The sequence below is a fragment of the Methylocystis silviterrae genome (assembly GCF_013350005.1).
Taxonomy (GTDB): Bacteria; Pseudomonadota; Alphaproteobacteria; order Rhizobiales; family Beijerinckiaceae; genus Methylocystis; species Methylocystis silviterrae.
Genome location: NZ_JABVWW010000006.1, coordinates 177,764 through 197,117, shown reverse-complemented (window position 1 = coordinate 197,117; position 19,354 = coordinate 177,764). Strand labels below are relative to the sequence as shown.

Here is a 19,354-nt window from a genome sequence, read left to right as displayed (position 1 = left end):
ACTCAACCCCGCCATAGACCCCGCCTTTAGGGTAAGGCGGGGCAACGAGTCGAAAAGACAAGAAAGCACGGGCCGCGCGCGTCGGGCTACCCGCCCGACCCCGTGTCTTTTTCGGGCGTCGCGTGGGCGCGCGCCCGACTTCGGCAATGAGCGAAAAGCGTGGGGCGCTTTTCGCTCCGCCTTTGCCCTTGTCTCTTATGGGGAAGAGCCTGCGGGAAAAGACCCGGGGTCGGGCGGGTATCCCGGACAGGATCGACATCGAGCATCATGCGGTAACATGGCGTGACGGAAAGCAGCGCCGACGCGCGCGGCCCTGCATCGAGATCGACTCAAGGCGCGAGGGGAAAGACGCGCATCGTCCTCTCGCTTCCCCACCGAGCCAGCATCCGGACCGACCCACCGATCATGGCGCTTGGCCGGCGCTTCCCTCAAGGCGACCCCTTGCGGGGCGGCCTCCGGCCGGCCTTGACCGAACCGCCGCCAAGCGCCCACGCTGAAAGCGTGTCGGCTCCAGGGGGAATGTCGCCTTCGATGTCTCTCCAGGGGGAACTCAAAGTTTTGTGACTCGCGGCAGCGACGCCTTTGAAACTCCATTGGCGTTGTCGCTTTTCCAATTCGTAGAGACAGACTTACCATCTTCAAACCAACAAAGTCCCTCCGAGCGTCGCCAAGCCGCATTGTCGTTGTCTCCGTCCGGCCAAGCGTTTCGCTCTCCTACAAAGAGCCAAAGACATTCCAAGTCATTGGCTGTTAGGAAGTCTCCAAGCAAATTGGCGTCAATAAATGCAAATGATCCGCCTTTTGGTAGCTTACCTCCGAAAAAGGCAACCTGCCCATTTGAACCCTTGTAGATTGAAGCGTCACTCTTGTCGGCAGTCAGCCCCAGCACTCTGGTCAGCCACGGTGACGGAATCAGTGCACAGGCCCCTTCTGGTAATGATGCGTCGAGATGAGACTCCCAACGATATTCGCACACCGGAAAAGATATTGGCATCCCTTTAGGGGTCTTCCAAGAATCTCGGCACCATTGGTTTTGGGGCCAAGTATCCCTCCAAGGGGATTCGCGTAAGAATGGACCATCGGTTAGCTCGAGCGGGTCCCATTCCATGACGTCCAGCCTTTTCTTCGCGCCTAGGAAATCGACCAGCGCCTGGCGGTCAGATTTTGCGACAATAACGCACATGAGAAACCGAAACTCCTGTTGACGTAGCCCGTGCAAACCCCGCTTTTCCGCGTATTCGTCCGTAACCGCGCGATGCTCATACAGGGTGAGCCACGAACTTCCGCTCTCGTCACGCATATTGGTGAGATTTGGAATTGCTGTTCCCGGATCAGACAGAAATGGCCAAGCAGCTAGCCTCTCTTCGTCCACGAAATCTAAGACAAGGTCCGATGCGAGTACCCACGCAGGCGGCTTTCCTTGGGAGCTGTTTACCGTTTCCGAAACAGGAATGACTGTCGGATCGATGTCCCTTTCGAAGCCCAAATCTAGCGGTGTCTCGTACCTCTTCGAGTTATCCCCGTACCGCCCACCAATCCAATAATTATCAGCGAGGCGGCATAACAGTTCATCAAGAGCGATCCATTGATATTTCTTTCCGATTCGCTCCACCAAGGGGCGTTCTCGTGAATGGTGGCGATATCGAGATGAGTCGTTGGGGAAGAGCTGGCTAGTCCAACCCAGTTCGTACGCTCTTTTTGCGACCCACCGTCGGGCCCGAGTGACATCGATGCTTGCAGGGTCATCCGAGCTTTTTTTCTTTGCGCCAGTGCCCAGTTGAGGCGCGGCTTCGCGTCGGAAACGCCGCTTCTCTGCTGTAGAAAGTAATTTCAATAGGTCTTCTTCTGCTAACTCAATGCCTTCAGCCCATTTTTTGATATCAACCTTACTTCCCTCGTTTTCGCTGCCTAGCAGCTCAAGACCGAAGCCTGCGAAGCTTGATTTGCGAAGGCGAAGGAACGCATCAACTCTCGCAGAGTCAATGTCGATAACTTCGGCTTCAAAACGCGCGAATATTTCTTGGCTCGAAAAGGGTTGCGGCCGACTGAGTCGGACTGCTGCGAAATGGTTCACTCTAGGCGCGATCTCATAACTGGCGAAATCGCCCATGAAACTATCGCACGACCTCAAAATTTCATCGCCACCAGCTTTTTCCGCAATCCTTTTCACAGCCGCTTCTGAGACAGTTAGCCGTGGCACTGGAGATCGATATGGTGGACGACAACGTGCGATAGCGATTCCCGCAGGTAGGACGGCTTTGGCGGCACATAGTTCCACTATGCCACGTGCATAGTCACGAAGTAGGATCGAAGGTGGTGGGTTCCCTTCGGCAAAAACCGCATCAAACGTATCCTTCGCATAGTCCACCAATCGATGGTGCGACGAGTCGATACAGCAGGCTCCATATGCCGCAGCGAAAAGCCGCTCGACGACATATGGATCATCGACATTCTTGAAAAGTCCAACGAGCTCGGGGAATAAGTCGCTGCGAGCGAGAAAGAGTGAGACCAGCGCCTTTGTGGCTTTATCTCGTACATATCTGTTCGACGATGTGAAGAACCAGCACAGCGCGATCCCGCAGAGATGTTGAATCGTCCTCTCCACATTCGGCGCTTGCCCAAATAGGCACCAATCGATCAATCGGCCAACAGGTCCATCCCCCTCAGTTGAGGCGTCATTCAGTCTTGTCGTCCACATGCGATCACGCTGTGGTAACGCGCGCATGGATAGGTTCTTGTGTAGGAAGTCCGCATTCCACGGGTGACTGACCGAAGCTGTAAGCTCAATGAGCAGCGAAAATTGATCGGCGTGTGTGTTAGAAAGCAAGTTGAAAAGTTCGAGTGTGCGAGCAGTAAATGCGGTCTTTTCGCGCCACTGTACGCTTTCGGCGAAGGCGTCGACAATTTGCCAATTGCGCCACCATTGACTGACACCACCGGGCAACACGTCGACCAACTCGACCTTATAGCGTTCTGGTATTTGAATAGACAAAGCTTCGACAAGACCCTGCCACTCCCATTCCAGGGTTTTGCCGTTGTGAATGAAAGCTAGCGTCCCATTTTTCTGCAAAGCGTCGTCGATTTTAGAGATGCTAACTAGTAATGCCTCTGCCATGAGATGGTCTTGGAACCGCTGAAAACTGAACCGGACGACATCCTCGGCAATAACCAACGGGTCGTGTATTGGAGCGTTTGAATCTGGGTCCTTGCGAAGTAGGCCATTCCGATGCAGGACATCGAACCAGGTATGATCATCCGGAGGCGGGGAAAACTTCGAAAAGTGGCGAGTGGCAATGTCAATCGCTTTGGCAAGGGCAATCGAATCTTTCCGGTCAGTCGCCATCTGCGTCGCGATTTCTCGCAAGGCACCGATCGTTGCCGGTACAAGGTCGTCACTACCGTCCCGCCCTACGCCAAGGTTGCGGGCGACGCTCTTGATGTAGAATGCCATAATCGCCTTCGTGCCGCTTAAGCCGCGCGGGAACTCAGATTTTCTGTCACGCTGCAAGGCCAGGCATGTGCTACGAAGAAATAGCGGGTTTACAAACTCTGGAGCGAGCCAGGGGGTGGCGGGTCGCGGAATGCCGCGCCTATCCATATAAACGCTCGCCGCTCGACTCTGCTCCGCCGCACCTTCGAAGCCGCGCACCTCGAATCGTAGTAGACTTCCAAGAAGCCCCGGAGGTACGACGTATGGAACATATTCTGACCGGCATGTTATGATGCAGACCAAATTTGGAAATTTTTTAATTCGCTGCAAAAATTCTGCGATCTCCGATTTCCAGAGCCGGGCACCAGCTCCCTCGTTGATCGCATCGACGAGGATCAAACCACGTTTGTGAATGGCCTCGGCTGCTGTGTCCATTGCTTGAAGAAATATGTCCGGATCAATATCGCCGATCCCTAGGCGTTTCATTATTTGGTCCCAGAGAGGCTGGTTGCCAAGCTGTTGGCCAAGCAACATTACGACCGGACGCCCTTCTTGCGCCGCCTGTTCAGCCATTCGCCCGAGCAGATGACTTTTTCCAGTTCCCGCTCGCCCTTCGACCAACGCCAAACGACATTGCTCCGCTAACAAGTAACGACTATTGAGGAGACTCTCGAATGCTCTTACAGCTTCGTTTAGTTTATGCAGATCGCGCGAAATAAATTCGATATTGTGCTTGGCTTGCTCACTGTCTTTTCCAGATAGCTTCGATCGGGCGTCCCAAATCCAACTCTGTAGGTCACCGATCATGATCGAAACATCTGCCGCGAATCTTTTCCACCGTGCGAGATCCCATTCTTGCCAACAAGGGAAATCGAACTCGGGTGCGATCGATAGCAAGGCCGCAGTTGAAGCCCGAAGTTTGTCGATTGCAGATTCGGGAATTTTCAGTTCGTCTCCCCCGAAGCGGCGATCTATGCGTGGAGCTTGCTTCACCGCCAATAAATGGTCTTGTAATTTCCGAATTGCGACATCATTGCGAGTGGCGAACTGAAATAGGCTCTCGATTCCAACGTCTACGTGATCCTCGGAATGGTATCGCTCATCAAGGGACGCAATCGCGAGGCGTACATGATTACTGAACCAGCTCGCGGAGAACTCAACTGCCGCGAACCAATATCGACGCAATCCGTCCGCAGAATTTGCCGTTAGCTTGTCTCGTAGATCGAATGCTGTCCAAGGGATAAACTCAACATTGCGACCCGTCGCGGTGAGCCATTTTCCTACCCATGCCTTATTATGATTGCTCCAGTGCTCCCAGCCCGTTTGACCTTTCCCTTTCAAACCGCGACGATCTGTTAAGTCACAGGGAATCGCGATGATGTATTTTGTAATTGTTGGATGGGTTGCGAGCGCTTGCTCCACTGAATTGTCAACTTGGCTCCAATCGATGTCGCCGGCCCTTGTAAAGAATTTGGCCTGATACCCATATTTCGTTCCATCAGGTAACATCCAGTACGCTTCTACACCGCCGTCTCCGCCCGATCCTTCTACTCTTCGAAAAACGGACCCAGCAGGAGTAGGCTCGCGCCGGGCAAGCTGGCATACTAGCTCTTCGAATGCCTGCCTTTGACCGCCTGATTGGCTCCGGATTTGGGTAAAATCGATCATAATTACGATTAATCAGCCTTCCTCGAATCAATTACTGATCCAGAGCGTTTGGGCATTATACGTTGCTCATCTCGTCGAGTGTAGTCGCAACGGATTGCATTGTGCAGCTACTGTTGTTTGAACAGTTCGAGGCATTGAACGTCCGCTTTTCGTCGCGAGACAACACAGCAGTTAATTCGGGCGCTATAATCTTCTCAGGCCACCATCCTATTGGATCGTGGCCGGAAACGAGCCGACAGTGAGCGGGGGGCTCGGCAGTCGCGTCATAACGCACAATTGACTTGCGACGCCACGTAGCCCCGGCGCGCCTTCCGGGAAGAAGGCGATGCCCGCATCACTTCCCTACTGCGATGCGCACGGCACGCCGGCTCTCTTCCGGCTATGGATAGGCATACATATTCACTCATATTGGGCGCTCGCGCATCTGGCGAGCTTGTCGCGCTCGACGAAGACGAGCGCCGCCGACATCTCTATCTCGTCGGCCAGACCGGCACCGGCAAGAGCACGCTGTTGCTCAATTTATTGCGCCAAGATTTTCAGCGCGGCGCAGGCGTCGCTTTGCTCGACCCGCACGGCGATCTGGCGCTGGCAGCGCTCGACCATATCCCGCGCTGGCGCACAAATGATCTCGTCTATATCGACCCCGCCGACAGTGAGCGGCCGATCGGCTTCAATCCCCTGTCGCGGGTGCCGCTCGACCTTGCGCCGATCGTCGCCGACGGGATCGTCTCCGCCTTCCGGCATGTATGGCCGGAGAGCTGGGGGCCGCGTCTCGATTACATTCTCACCAACGCCGTGCGCGCCTTGCTCGACGTTCCCGGCGCGACGCTGCTGATGCTTCCCCGCATGTTGATCGATACGCCCTATCGCGTGCAGCTGGTGCATCGTCATGTCTCCGATCCAGTCGTGCGGCACTATTGGCAGAATGAATACGCCGGCTACACGGAGAGTTTTCGCCGCGAGGCGATTGCGCCCATCCAAAACAAGATCGGCAAAGCGCTGATGACGCCCTCATTGCGCAACATGTTGGCGCAGCCCAGAAGCACGATCACCCCGCGCCGGCTGATGGACGAGGGGGCAATCGTCATCTGCAATCTATCGAAAGGCGCGCTCGGGGAGAGCACCGCGCATCTTCTTGGCGCATTGTTGGTCACGGCGCTCGCGCAGGCCGCGCTCTCTCGCGCCGTCACGCCGGCAAGCGAGCGGCGCGTGTTCCATCTTTATGCTGACGAGTTTCAATCCTTCGCCACCGAAAGCTTTTCGCTCATTTTGAGCGAGGCGAGAAAATATGCGCTGACCCTCATCTTGGCGCATCAATATCTCGACCAGCTTCCCCTTCCTCTACGCGCAGCGATCTTCGGCAACACCGGCTCGATCATCGCTTGCCGCACAGGCGTGTCCGACGCGCCGATTCTCGCCGAGCAGATCGGGCTCGGCGGCGACGATGCGCTCCTCGACCTTCGCAACTTTTCCGCCTGGGCACGGCTCTTGCGGGAGGGACAGCCGTCGTCCCCTATCCCATTCCGTCTCTTTCCTGCACCCCGGCCGCTGCGGCCGTCCGTGCATCGGCTCATTTTGACGAGCCGAGCCCGCTTCGGGCGGGACCGGCAAGAGGTGGAGGAAAAGATAAGAGAGTTTCTCGCTACATGACGAACTGTTGCTCAAAATCGGCCGGCGCGAAGAAGCATGGTTTCTTCCGATAGCTGCGGTAACAGCTCCTGACCGTTAAGCATCTGGTCGAGAATTTCCTCCAGTCGCTGGTCGTAAGAGGCTTGACCGATCGGTGCGCCTCCAGCGGCGATTATGAAATTATAGGGAGTGACGTAACGACAGCGTAGCTTTGCGCGTCCTCTAGTGTCTTGTAAGCGCCCTTCAATGACGGCTCCGCCATCGTCATATTGAGCGCGTGTAATAAGATGCTTGCCATCAACGATGGCGTATTCCTCCGAATAAAAACTGAAGACGTCATTACCGGCTTTGACCTCAGCTATTCGTTCCGCGGTGTGTTCGTACAAGCCTATTGGCGATAGCGCATCGACCTCGACGTATACGAAACAATGTTTGTACGGGCCGGGGTTTACAGCTGCGACCCTGACTATTTTTAGTTCGTCGCCATCCATAAGATAGTGGTCACCGTCAACCGCGAACTTAGTGATTTGCAGATTCCTACCTCCTCGCCACCACCATATCGGTGTGCTGCTCCCATACACGAGAGGGGGAGCGAGCAATATTCCCAAACGTTCCCGAATGGCACCGGGTTCGTCGAACCACTCGATACCGCGAACGCCAGGAAACGCTTGCGCGAATCGTTCCCAGAAGCATACAGTACTGTGAACGATGTTTGGGGACGATTGTTCGCTTTCCCTTTTCCTCTGTTCCGCGACAAGATGCGCCGCGCCTGCATCAAAAATCATCTCCGCCAAGAAAAGCTGATCTTTCGACGACAAAGGCCTCACCTCTCCGCGAGCCCCACGACGTATTGAAAGATTCCGGTACAGTGTCACAAATTCATCGCCATCACGACGCTTTTGATAAAGCTGATGGAATAGGAAATCTAATCCAACCTGGACATCGTATTCAGCGCCTGGATCAGCTTCGGCGTTCTCATCGAGTTGCTGCGCCATTGCGCCGTGCCGCATAATGTCTTTCGGGGCAGGCTCATTGCTATCATAACTCGATAAACTTTCTTTGCCGCTCGCACTCACTCCAAGATAAGCGTTCCGCTTCTTCTGAGCGAAGCGGAGGCATTCCACGACTAGCCTTTCCCCGATGCGTCTCGTACCTGCATCCGGCAAGCCGCGCCGTTCTGTGCCCGCAATCAGATCGCGAAACTGATTGTTAGCATAAAAGCCTTGGGCACCGTCTTTGTGGATGTCTGCGGTCACTTCTAGGATAGTGGGCGTGTTCACGCTACAGATCGAACTGTCGAAATCCGTGCGTTGGAGCTTCGCCACTAATCGCGCCTCTAATTCCTTTTTCGATTGAACAAGCCTGTCTAGCCATGCGACGCGTTCACGCGCGCTGGAGAGTCCGGGAGGCACCACCACGATGACATCTATATCGCTACTTGAGTTGAACTGAGCCCCGTTGCGATAGATGAGGCTACCGAAGACATAGATGCCAGACGCTCCTAATTCCTTGTTTACTTTCTTAGCCCAACTCGCAAGCTGCGTCAGAAGGTCGGCGGTCAGTGTCGTTGGCATTTGATTGTTGACTCGTTGATATTTGCCGCGAGCTTGGAGCGGCATTTCCTGACGTATGAGCGATTCTTCGAATGTATCTGCTCTTCTTACTTTTGTCTCGGCGGGTCGCTGGCTCGCACGGCTACTTGCAACGGCACCGTGCAAAAAATGTAGCCTGCCGATGCGCGGTCTACCCGGCCATAGCCCGACATGGCGCGGTTGACCCCGACAGACAGAGCCCGACGTCGTTGCGCCGCGTGAGCCGGCGTAGGCCCGTAGCAGTTGCTATGATGAAACCATGGGCAGTGGCGAAACAGCGACGAATACAACCCGCCGCCCGCGATATCGCCGAGCGGAAGATTCGCCGGCCTTTCGAGTGACTGAAGGCGACATCGCCATCATCCGCAACATCGCGCGACATAGGTTCCTGCGCTCGACGCACATCGCGGCGCTTGCGGGGCGGTCGCTCGATCGCACGAACGATAGGCTGTGTCACCTCTATCATGCGGGATACGTCGACCGGCCTCGCGCCCAGCTCGACTTCTATCCGACCAAAGGCTCCGCGCCAATGGTCTATGCGCTCGCCGATCGGGGAGCGAGGCTCCTGCGCGAGCGTGGAATAATCAACCTGTCACGCATCGACTGGGGCCGAAAGAACCTGCAAGCCGGGAGGCCGTTCATCGAGCACCAATTGGAGATCGCCGACTTCGAAGTCGCTGTGCAACTTTCGGCCGAGCGCTCCGGCTGTCACTACGTTAGCGCCGAGGAAATAGCGTCTCGCGTGCCGGGAACGTTTGCAGCAGATCTTGGCGGTAATCTGCTCGCGCTTCGGGTCACGGTTTCGCACCAGGGGGGGCGCCAGGAGATCGGACTTATCCCCGACATCGCCTTCGCCATCGACTTGAGGAAGGGCGCGCCGCGAAACTTCCTCACCGAGATTGACCGAGGCACAATGCCGATCACGCGAGTAGATTTTTCCCAGACCAGCATCGAGCGCAAACTTCGCTCTTATCTTTCGGCCTATGTCTCCCGCATCTTCGAGCGGAAGTTCGGCTGGAAGCATTTCCGCGTGCTGTTCGTCGCCAGCGACGACAATCGCGTCCGCTCGATGATCGAGGCGCTGCGATCCATCCAGCCGCCGGGGGCGGCGGGTTCTTCTCTCTTCCTCTTCGCCTCGCGCGAAGCGCTTCACAGCGCCGATCCGCTGACCGCAGCATGGCGCGGCGTCGATGGTTCGCTGCGGCGGCTGCTGCTCTAACAAGAGCTAAAAAGGCTATTGGGTCGGGCGCAGGTGCGCTGCCAACCTCTCAAGAAATCAGATTGTTGTCATCGCCAAGTGAGGGAAACGGTTTCCCCCACAATTTCCCCCTCTCTTTCCCCAAGCCATCCCAAGAGTGCCTCGCCGGCCGCCGGCTCGAATGGAGGAAAACACCTATCGGGTCTGGCTGAATTGTCCGACGACGGACTTCCATAAGAATCTGAAATCACGAAGAAAGCTTTTTCGAAGACATTAATCGGGTCATTGATTCGGAATATATGAGCTGATTAATGAGCCGATATAGGTCGGCCGACCTTCTCCTGGCTTTCTTCTCTCACCAAAGCGCGGGGGCGAGACCATGCGAAATGCATGGGTGCTCGTGGCGCGAATTCGAGGCGATGCGCCGTCAGCAAGCGACGCAATGCGCTGACGTTGCGCCTATTTCGTCGCATCCAAAAATCGTTTCGCCGGTCGCTTCAGAAACGGTCGCCGAAGCGACAAAATTCGCGCACCCTTGACGGCTCTTTCTTGCGGCGTACCCTGAAAGTCAGTCTCCGGAAACTTCCTCAATTTTGCGATCCGCGCGGGCGGGCGGCGGGGCTGTGCGTCCCTCGCCGCCTGCCTACGCAGGACATCGCAACCTTGCCGGAAGGAGTTTCCAATGGCGGAGAAAGAAGCACCCAAGCAGCCGACGCATCGCGCCTATTCAGTCATTCGCCGCGAAGGCCAGGACGACTTTTGGCTAAACGTCGGACTCGTCTTTCCGCACAAAGACGGCGGCGGCTTCAACATCATGTTGCAAGCCTTCCCGCTCGACGGAAAGATTGTGTGCCGCGAGATCACCGACGACGACAAGGACGACGCGCCGGCGCAGCGACGACAATCGAACGGCGGACGCTCGTCGCATGACGCGCGTCGGCGATAAGAGTCACGTCGACACGATGCAATGAAAGAGCCGCTTGCAAGCGGCTCTTTTTCATTCAAAGTGATCTAGCGAGAGCGAAAAACCGCGCGGGCGGTTCGCGTTTCGGACTCGAACCTGGGTAGTCTCCGAGTCCCGGGGGATCGGTGGGGGTATCGCCTGGGTTTGGACAAATTGTCACATGCATTTTTATAAATATTTTCAGATGGTTAAAAAATAACATCGAGTCCTCTCCTGGCACCAAGCACTCATCTCAAACACGTCTGAAGACGTCTCGTTAGCCGTTTTCAGTCTTCGAAGGCGTCGCCGTGGTCCCCTCGCGCCGGGACTCGGAAGCCCGGCGGCGGTTATAGGGCCCATCCGATATTTCATCGGGCGAGGGCGCTGCGGAAGCCGCACGCACTCGTCGCGTCCAGCAAGCTCATCTTAGCTTCGAATGGTCGAGCGGCTCGAGCGAATTCGGTTTCAAGCTCGGCGAGCTGACGATCTCCGTAATGTAAAAATCGTCGACGTCGTGGCCCGATGATAGACCGTTCCTCCCACGGCGCTGCATCATACAGCCGGTCAAGAAAATCCGGGCGGCTGTCGCTGTTGGCGGCAGAATGCGAATTTTTTCGGCGTTCGCTGCCGCCTCTCAAGCAAAGCGCGCCACGCGAATGGTTCCTCGGGGCCGTTTTGCTTGCCAGCGTGTGTAACCGCAAACGCTCGCAAAAGCCTGTCGTTCAGCGCGACTAGGCGACTCGCGCCATACAGCTTGGCTGTAGGTGGCGCCTTCATTGCATCCGTTTGGCGCGAGGGCGTCGCTTGCGACGTCACCCGGTCCACAGAAGGGCCCCCCAGCATCGCCGCTGTCCTGAACGTCTGCTTCGCAGGCGTTCAGGCAGCGGCTTTTTTCGTTTCTGGGGCGCGCGCAGGCGAGATGCAGATGAGGTTCGCGATGAAGAGAGCACAGTCCCAGCGATCGATGCGCCGACAGCCGCCATGGCGCGGCGCGAGATTGATAGTCGTGGCGGCCGCGCTCGTCGCGACCGACGCGAACGCCGCGCCCCGCAAGAACGCGTCGTCCGAGGCGACTGCGATACAACTTCAAGCGCCGCCGCCGTCCCTCGCGCCGGTCGCGCCGCCTCCGCCGCCGCCGGCGCCCATGGGGGTCTTCGGCGCCGATATGCCGGCTGCCGGAAAACTCGTTTTCTCCATTACGCCGGTGTTCGCCAATCTGTCGGGCATCAAGATGGGAACGCGCACGGTCTCCAACGAATATATCGTCACGACGGTGCCGTTCTTTCTCAATCCCAAGCAGACATTGCGCATCATTCCGCAAAATATTGCGGTTGCGACCCAGATTGTCGGGCTCAGCTACGGCGTCACAAAAGATTTCGCGGTGGTTCTCACGGCCGGCATGATCGAGAAAAATCTCAACGCCCTTACCTGGAAAGGGACGGCCGGAATCCTGCCGCTTGGCAGAAGTTTGCCGGGAACGACGAGCCTTGCCGACGTCACGTTGTCGGGCGTCTATCGCATCTATCAGGACGACGTCCACCGCATCCAGCTCTCTCTCGGCATCTCCTTGCCAGCCGGCAGCTACACCGCCACGTTCAAGGACTTTCTTCTGCCCGACGGTTCCCGCCGCAACATCCGCGCGTTCTATGGGATGCAGCCCGGCACGGGCACATTCGATTTGCTACCTGGCATTGTCTATGCGGGCTATCTGGGACCGTGGTCGTGGGGGCTCGGCTATCGCGGGCGCTTCCCTCTGGCCGCAAATTCACTGGGCTATTCCTGGGACTACCTGCTCGAATATCGCCTGCGCTTCCCGCTCGGTCCCAATCCTTCCGGGGGCTACCGATGGGGCGATCTGCATGAATTCAACGCCTGGGGCGGCTACACTTGGACGCCCGGACTCACCACTACCTTCCGCGTGAGCGGTTCGACGCAGGGCCCGATTCGCGGCTTCGATCCGGAAATCCGCGGCCCGGCCGTGCCGGCAAATCCGGCCTTTTACGGCGGGCAGCGGGTCGAACTCTTCGGCGGCGCGACGATCAGCGGCAAATTTATCGGCTATGACAATGTGACGGTCGCGGTCGAGGCAGGTTTGCCCGTCTATCAGAATCTCAACGGTCCGCAGATCATGAAGAACTGGCAGGCGGGCATGTCGTTGCGCTTCAAGATATAACGTGCGTTGGTCTCGGCCCGGCGGGCGGATCGCGGAGCTTTACAGCGATGCGCCGCCGCTGGCGCGACCCATACATGCGCTCACTGGACGCCGTGAATTGAAGATCGTCATTGTCGACGAAAGCCCCATTCGCTCGTTGATCCTCGAGGAGGGACTGCGTGACGCCGGCTTCACACAGGTCGAGCGCATCAGCGAAATGCACAATCTGCTGAAGCACATCTACGCCAGCGACCCTGACGTGATCCTGATCGATCTCGAGAATCCTTCGCGCGATACGCTTGAACAAATGTTTCAGGTCAGTCGCGCCGTGCGTCGGCCGATCGCCATGTTTGTCGATCAGAGCGATACGGCGTCGATTCAAGCCTCGGTCGACGCTGGCGTCTCGGCCTATATCGTCGACGGGTTGAAAAAGGAGCGCATCAAATCGATCCTCGATCTGTGCGTGTCGCGGTTCAACGCCTTCTCGAAGCTTCAGGATGATCTCGATCAGGCCAAATCCGATCTCGAGGAGCGCAAGACGATCGAACGCGCCAAAGGCATATTGATGAAGGCGAAGAAGCTGTCCGAAGAAGACGCCTACAAATTGATGCGCGGCGCCGCCATGCGCGAAAACAAAAAGATTATCGAAATTGCACGCTCGGTCATCACTGCGGCGGAGATGTTTAAATGAGCGGCGAAGCGCATGTGAAAATCGGCTTCATTCCGCTCGTCGACGCCGCCGCGCTGTTGATTGCCGCGCATAAGGGCTTCGCCAAGGCGGAAGGTCTCGACATCGAACTGATCCGCGAAGTGTCCTGGGCGAACATTAGAGACAAGCTCGCCATCGGCCGTTTCGATGCGGCGCATCTTCTGGCGCCAATGGCGGTCGCTTCCACGCTCGGACTGGGCCATGTGCGAGTCCCGCTTGTCGCGCCGATGAATCTCGCGATGAACGGCAATGCGATCGCGGTGTCCACGGCGCTTTATGCCGAACTCGCCGCGGAAGGCGAGGTCGCGCATCCGGCGCAAACCGCGCGCGCGCTCGTCAAGCTCGTCGCGCGGCGACGGGCCGAGGGACGTGAGCCTCTGACCTTCGGCATGACCTTTCCTTTTTCCATGCACAATTATCAGCTGCGCTACTGGATGGCGGAAGGCGGCGTCGATCCGGATGAAGACCTGCGGTTGATCGTTCTCCCGCCCCCTTACATGGTCGAAAATCTGGCGCGCGGTCAGCTCGACGGCTTTTGTGTCGGCGCGCCCTGGAGTTCTGTCGCGGTCGACGCCGGCGTTGGCGTCATTCTGCATTTCGGCTGCGAGATTTTCGCGAGCGCGCCCGAGAAAGTCCTCGCTCTGCGCGAAAGCTTCGCCGACGATGACCAGAATCTCGTCGCTGCGCTGATCCGCGCGCTCGATAGGGGGGCCTCCTTCGTCGACGAGCCGCAAAACCTAGGCGAGGTTTCGCAAATTCTCTCGCGACCGGAATATGTCGGCGTCGACGCCGAGATCATCCGCCGCGTTCTCACGGGCCATTTGCGCGTCAAGGCGCGCGACGAACGAAGCGACGCCAATTACCTTATCATCGGAAGAGACGGCGCCATGCGGCCGGATCCACGGCAAGCTGAATGGATCTATGCGCAGATGCTCCGCTGGGGGCAGACGCGCCATTCGCCAGAGATGGCCGATCGCGCGAAGAGCGTCCTGCGTCCGGATCTTTTTGACGCCGCGATCGAATGCGCGCACATTCAGCGCGAAATCGGGGCCTTTGCGGGACCCTCTTTCGGCGGCCGAAGCTACGCGGACTATCTCGCCGGCTTCGATATCGGACAGCGCCTGTGAGCGCTGAATCGCTGCTCAAAAGCGCCAGCCGTTAGGCGCCTCGCGCCTAAGCATTCGGCGCCATACAACGCAGCCTGCTGCCGTTGGTCAGCGCCAAACGCCCGCATTCCTCGGGAAAAACCACGCCGGCGCCTCTGGCCCGAAATGTGCAATCACCTCATCGGTCAACGACGACCGCCGGTCCGCCGGAACGAGCCCAAAGCTGGGCTCCGTCACAGAAGCGATTTCGCAATTTGCGTCGCGCTTCGGTCGTCTTGCCCGTTCTCATCACCCGTAAGGCAAAGCGACCTGTGACCGGACCGTTCGGCCGTTCAGCAGAGTCGACACATGACTGGATTGCAGGATTGCAGAAGTCGCGAGAAGCTTGTCGTCGTCGGCGCCGGCATGGCCGCCACGCGTTTCGTCGAGGAGCTGACGAACCGGGCGCTGGGTCGATACGACATTCTCGTGATCGGAGACGAACCGCGGCTTGCCTATAATCGCGTGCTGCTGTCTTCAGTGCTGGCCGGGGAATTGTCGGTCGACGACATCGAACTCAAGCCCCGGCAATGGTGGCGCGCCGCCGGCGTTGAGGTTCTGAGCGGCTGCAAGGTCATAAAGATCAACGCCGCGTCGCGGCGACTCCTTCTCGATAATGGAGAGAGTGTCGACTATTCGAAAGTCGCGCTCGCCACGGGTTCGCGCGCGGCAAGGCTGCCGATCGAGGGCGCCGATCTTCCGGGCGTTCACGTGTTTCGCGACGTAAGGGATGTCGAGGCGCTGTCCCGGCTGGGAAAGGAGATGCGCGCGCTTGTGATTGGCGGCGGCCTTCTCGGACTGGAGGCGGCCTATGGCCTAGCGCGACGCGGCGTCGACGTGACACTCGCCCATGTCATGGATCGGCTGATGGAGCGCCAACTCGATGCGGCCGGCGCCGACATCCTGCGTCTACTCGTTGAAGAAAAAGGCGTGCGCGTGCTTCTGAACGCCAATGCGACGCGCATCAGCGGTTCGGGCCGAGTCGAGAATGTAGAGTTCGCCGACGGACAAACGATTCCAGCCGACGCCGTGATTTTCGCCGTCGGCATTCAGCCCAACGCCGAACTCGCGCGACAGGCCGGTCTTGACGTCGGGCGAGGCGTGAAGGTCGACGATGGCCTCAAGACGAGCGAACCCGGCGTTTTCGCCATCGGCGAATGCGCCGAACATCGCGGCGTCTGTTATGGCCTCGTCGAGCCTGCCTATGAGCAGGGCCGCGTTCTCGCCATGCGACTCGCCGGACAAGACGCGTCCTATGGCGGCAGCGTCGTCTCCACCAATCTGAAAGTCTCCGGCGTGCGTGTTTTTTCGGCCGGCGATTATCTCGGCGAAGGCGATGCGCGCCGCATCGTCTGCAAGGACCCGCGCATGGGCCTCTATCGCAAGCTTGTCGAGCGCGACGACAGGCTGGTGGGCGCGATCCTGGTGGGAGATACGAACGGAGCCGCGAATGTTCTCGATCTCATCCGCTCCGGCGCGGACATTTCATCTATGCGCGACGAATTGATGTTCGGCGCGCCGATGCAAGAGGCGGCCTGAAATGTCCGTCGATTTCACGCTCGATCAGAAGCGCTATCTCGAAGGTTTTGCAGCCGGCTTCTCCGCGCGCGGCGGACAAAAGGCGATGCCCGCGCAAGCGCAGCCGATGGGACCGGACGCCGCGCATATCTCGGCGCAGGATCGCGTCATCGCCGCAGGCGGCAAGCTTAACGATCAGGAAAAATGGAAGCGCGAAGAGCATCCATTCGACGCCTGGCCGCGGCTTGCCGCTCAGGCGAAGGAGAATGCGCCGCCAAAGCCCGCCGACAATTTTCGCTGGCGCTACTATGGACTCTTCTATGTCGCGCCGGCGCAGGATTCCTATATGTGCCGGCTGCGCATTCCTAATGGCGCGCTCACGCATTGGCAGTTCGCCGGGCTTGCGGATCTCGCGGAAAATTATGGCGGCGGCTATCTGCATGTGACGACGCGCGCCAATATCCAGATCCGCGAGATCGCGCCGAAAAACGCAACCAATATTTTGGAGGCGATTCAGGATCTCGGACTGTGGAGCAAGGGCTCCGGCGCCGACAATATCCGCAACATCACCGGCACGCCGACCGCCGGCGTCGATCCGCAGGAACTCATCGATACGCGTCCCTATGCGCGCGCGATGCACCATCACATCCTCAACGACCGCTCGCTGTATGGTCTGCCGCGCAAATTCAACATCGCCTTTGACGGCGCGGGATTGATCGGTGCGCTGGAAGACACCAATGACATCGGCTTTCAGGCCGTTGTCGTGAACGACGAGCATGGAGTCGCGCCGGGCGTCTATTTCCGTCTCGCGCTTGGCGGCATTACCGGTCACAAGGATTTTGCCCGCGATACGGGCGTGATCGTTTCGCCGGACGAGGCGGTGGAGGTCGCCGACAAGGTTCTGCGGGTCTTCATTGAACAAGGCGATCGCACCAACCGAGCGAAGGCGCGGCTCAAATATGTGCTCGACGCGTGGGGCTTCGACAAATTCCTCGCCGCCGTCGAAGAAAAGCTGGGCCGCAAGCTGCTTCGCGTAGACGCCGCTGCGATCGACTCCCGCCCGCGTCAGGATCGCGCCGCGCATATCGGCGTGCATCTGCAAAAGCAGCCGGGCTTCAATTGGATCGGCGTAATGCTGCCGGTCGGTCGTTTCACCCCCGAGCAGGCGCGCGGTCTCGCCGAGATCGCGCGCCAATTCGGCGACGGCGGGCTGCGTCTCACGGTCTGGCAGAATGTGCTGATCACCGGCGTCGCCGACGAGCACGTCGCGGAATCTGTCGCGATGATCGAGGCGCTGGGTCTTTCGACGCAAGCCTCGCCGATTCGCGCCGGACTCGTCGCCTGCACAGGCAATTTCGGCTGCCGCTTCGCCGCCGCCGACACCAAGCGGCATGCCGAAGAAATCGCCGCCTATTGCGAGACGGCGGCGCCCATCGACACGCCGATCAACATTCACTTGACCGGCTGCCATCATTCATGCGCGCAGCATTACATCGGAGACATCGGACTGATCGGCGCGCGCGTGCCGGTGAATGACGAGGGCGACACGGTCGAGGGCTATCACATTTTCGTCGGCGGCGGCTTTGCGGAAGACGCACGCATTGCCTCCGAATTTTATCAAAATGTGAAAGCGGAAGAAGCGCCGGCAATGGTGGCGAGAATTCTGCGCGCCTATCGAAAGAACCGGGCGAACGCGGACGAAACCTTCGTCGGCTTCGCGCACCGTCACAACATCGAGACGCTTCGCCGTCTCGCCAATGAGGAGAGCGTGGCGTGACCCATATGTCCTCTCCGCCTTTTCTCATTCCGCCGAACGCGCCTTTCACGCCCGAGCAGCGCGCCTGGCTCAGCGGCTTCTTTGCCGGCTTTGCCGCGCCCGATGACAGCTCGATCACGCCGCTCTCGCCAGAGGCCAACGCCGCCGTCATGGCTGGCGCCGATAGCGACGATGGCGAGGCGCCGTGGCATGACCAGACGCTGGCGCTCGAATCGCGCATGCAGCTTGCGCAAGGCCGTCCGTTGCGTCGTCGCCTGATGGCGGCCATGGCGCAACAAGACTGCGGCCAGTGCGGCTATAATTGCGAGACCTATGCGGACGCGCTCGCGGCGCGCAAGGAGGCTCGCCTCAATCTCTGCGCACCCGGCGGCAAGGACACGGCGCGCATGCTGAAGGCGCTTGCGGCGGAGCTGGATCAGCCTTCGCCGGCGCCCACCATTGTTGCGCAAGTTGGACCCACTGTCGCTTCGGCGCCCGGCTGCTCGCGCGACAATCCGGCGCTTGCGACGTTTACTTCGCGCCGTCGGCTGAACATGGAAGGCTCGGAGAAGGAGACCTGGCACGTCGATTTCGATCTCGGCGCCAGCGAACTCAGCTACAAGGTCGGCGACAGTTTCGGCGTGTTTCCGAAAAATGATCTTGGCCTCGTCGATCAGATCATCGCCATGCTCGGCGCCTCGCATGTGACGCCCGTGCGTAACTCAACTCTGCGCGAAGCATTGCTAAGCGAGGTTTCGCTATCTCCGGCGCCTGATGCGCTTTTCGAGTTGATCTCCTTCATTACCGGCGGCGGACAGCGTGAAAAAGCGCGTTTGCTGGCGCAGGGCAAAGATCCTGACGGCGACGCGGCAACGCTCGACGTGCTCTCCGTGCTTCAGAAATTTCCAGGCGCCCGGCCACATCCGGAAGCCTTTGTCGAAGCGCTGGATCCGCTGCAGCCGCGCCTTTACTCCATCTCCTCGTCCCCCAAGGCGACGCCGGGACGCCTCTCGCTGACGGTCGACGCGGTTCGATATGTCGTCGGCAAGCGCAAGCGTCTTGGCGTCGCCTCGACCTTTCTGGCCGAGCGCATCGCGCCAGGCGACAGCCTTCCGGTCTATGTGCAGTCGGCGCATGGCTTCGCCCTGCCGGATGATCCCGCGACGCCGATCATCATGATCGGGCCTGGCACCGGCGTCGCGCCATTTCGCGCCTTTCTGCAGGAGCGCGCGGCGACCCGCGCGCCCGGCAGGAACTGGCTCTTCTTTGGACACCAGCGTTCGGCCTGCGATTTCTTCTACGCCGACGAATTCGAAACGATGAAGGCGACAAATCTGCTCACGCGTCTGTCGCTCGCCTGGTCACGTGATGGCGCGGAAAAATTCTATGTGCAGGACCGCATGCGCCAGTCCGGCCGTGAATTATGGGCGTGGCTTGCGGAAGGCGCGCATTTTTACGTCTGCGGCGATGCGCAGCGCATGGCCAAGGATGTCGAACGCGCGCTTGTCGACGTCGTCGCCGAATTCGGCGCCCGCAACGCCGATGAAGCGGTCGCCTTCGTCGCGCAGCTCAAGAAGAGCGGGCGCTATCAACAGGACGTCTATTGAGGCCGCT

At 58.7% G+C, this 19,354-nt stretch carries 11 protein-coding genes; 9 read left to right on the top strand and 2 right to left on the bottom strand.

Annotated elements, in window-relative coordinates; genetic code table 11:
• Positions 1-550: 550 nt before the first annotated feature.
• Positions 551-5,098 carry an NACHT domain-containing protein gene (locus HUN39_RS09490; protein WP_175094249.1) on the bottom strand — a complete coding sequence of 1,516 codons (4,548 nt, stop codon included), beginning with the start codon at positions 5,096-5,098 and terminating at the stop codon, positions 551-553.
• Positions 5,099-5,479: 381 nt separating this feature from the next.
• Here HUN39_RS09490 and HUN39_RS09485 point away from each other — a divergent pair, with 381 nt between their 5' ends.
• Complete coding sequence (locus HUN39_RS09485) at positions 5,480-6,748, top strand: type IV secretory system conjugative DNA transfer family protein (protein WP_175094247.1); 1,269 nt, start codon at positions 5,480-5,482, stop codon at positions 6,746-6,748.
• An 11-nt stretch (positions 6,749-6,759) separates the two neighbouring features.
• Here HUN39_RS09485 and HUN39_RS09480 read toward each other — a convergent pair whose 3' ends face one another.
• Positions 6,760-8,301, bottom strand: coding sequence for a nucleotidyltransferase family protein (locus HUN39_RS09480; RefSeq protein ID WP_175094245.1), 1,542 nt, complete (start codon positions 8,299-8,301; stop codon positions 6,760-6,762).
• A gap of 355 nt (positions 8,302-8,656) precedes the next feature.
• Between HUN39_RS09480 and HUN39_RS09475 the strand changes: the two genes are divergently transcribed.
• The 8 genes from HUN39_RS09475 (at position 8,657) to HUN39_RS09440 (ending at position 19,347) form a co-directional block, all read left to right on the top strand.
• Positions 8,657-9,538: a replication-relaxation family protein gene (locus HUN39_RS09475; protein ID WP_175094244.1), complete on the top strand. Its 882-nt coding sequence runs from the start codon at positions 8,657-8,659 to the stop codon at positions 9,536-9,538.
• 661 nt (positions 9,539-10,199) lie between these two features.
• Positions 10,200-10,463 carry a hypothetical protein gene (locus tag HUN39_RS09470; RefSeq protein WP_175094243.1) on the top strand — a complete coding sequence of 88 codons (264 nt, stop codon included), beginning with the start codon at positions 10,200-10,202 and terminating at the stop codon, positions 10,461-10,463.
• Between the two features lie 1,003 nt (positions 10,464-11,466).
• Entirely contained in the window at positions 11,467-12,633 is a 1,167-nt protein-coding gene (locus HUN39_RS09465; protein WP_332310743.1) for an alpha-amylase, read from the top strand.
• Between the two features lie 97 nt (positions 12,634-12,730).
• Entirely contained in the window at positions 12,731-13,303 is a 573-nt protein-coding gene (locus tag HUN39_RS09460; protein ID WP_175094304.1) for an ANTAR domain-containing response regulator, read from the top strand.
• Entirely contained in the window at positions 13,300-14,448 is a 1,149-nt protein-coding gene (locus HUN39_RS09455; RefSeq protein ID WP_175094240.1) for a CmpA/NrtA family ABC transporter substrate-binding protein, read from the top strand. The genes HUN39_RS09460 and HUN39_RS09455 overlap by 4 nt, the downstream gene beginning before the upstream one ends.
• Positions 14,449-14,775: 327 nt before the next feature.
• Positions 14,776-16,005 carry an NAD(P)/FAD-dependent oxidoreductase gene (locus HUN39_RS09450; protein WP_175094239.1) on the top strand — a complete coding sequence of 410 codons (1,230 nt, stop codon included), beginning with the start codon at positions 14,776-14,778 and terminating at the stop codon, positions 16,003-16,005.
• Between the two features lies 1 nt (position 16,006).
• Positions 16,007-17,761 carry a NirA family protein gene (locus HUN39_RS09445; RefSeq protein WP_175094237.1) on the top strand — a complete coding sequence of 585 codons (1,755 nt, stop codon included), beginning with the start codon at positions 16,007-16,009 and terminating at the stop codon, positions 17,759-17,761.
• Between the two features lie 5 nt (positions 17,762-17,766).
• A complete protein-coding gene (locus tag HUN39_RS09440; protein WP_210266919.1) occupies positions 17,767-19,347 on the top strand; it encodes a sulfite reductase subunit alpha in 1,581 nt (526 codons plus the stop codon).
• Positions 19,348-19,354: the final 7 nt, after the last annotated feature.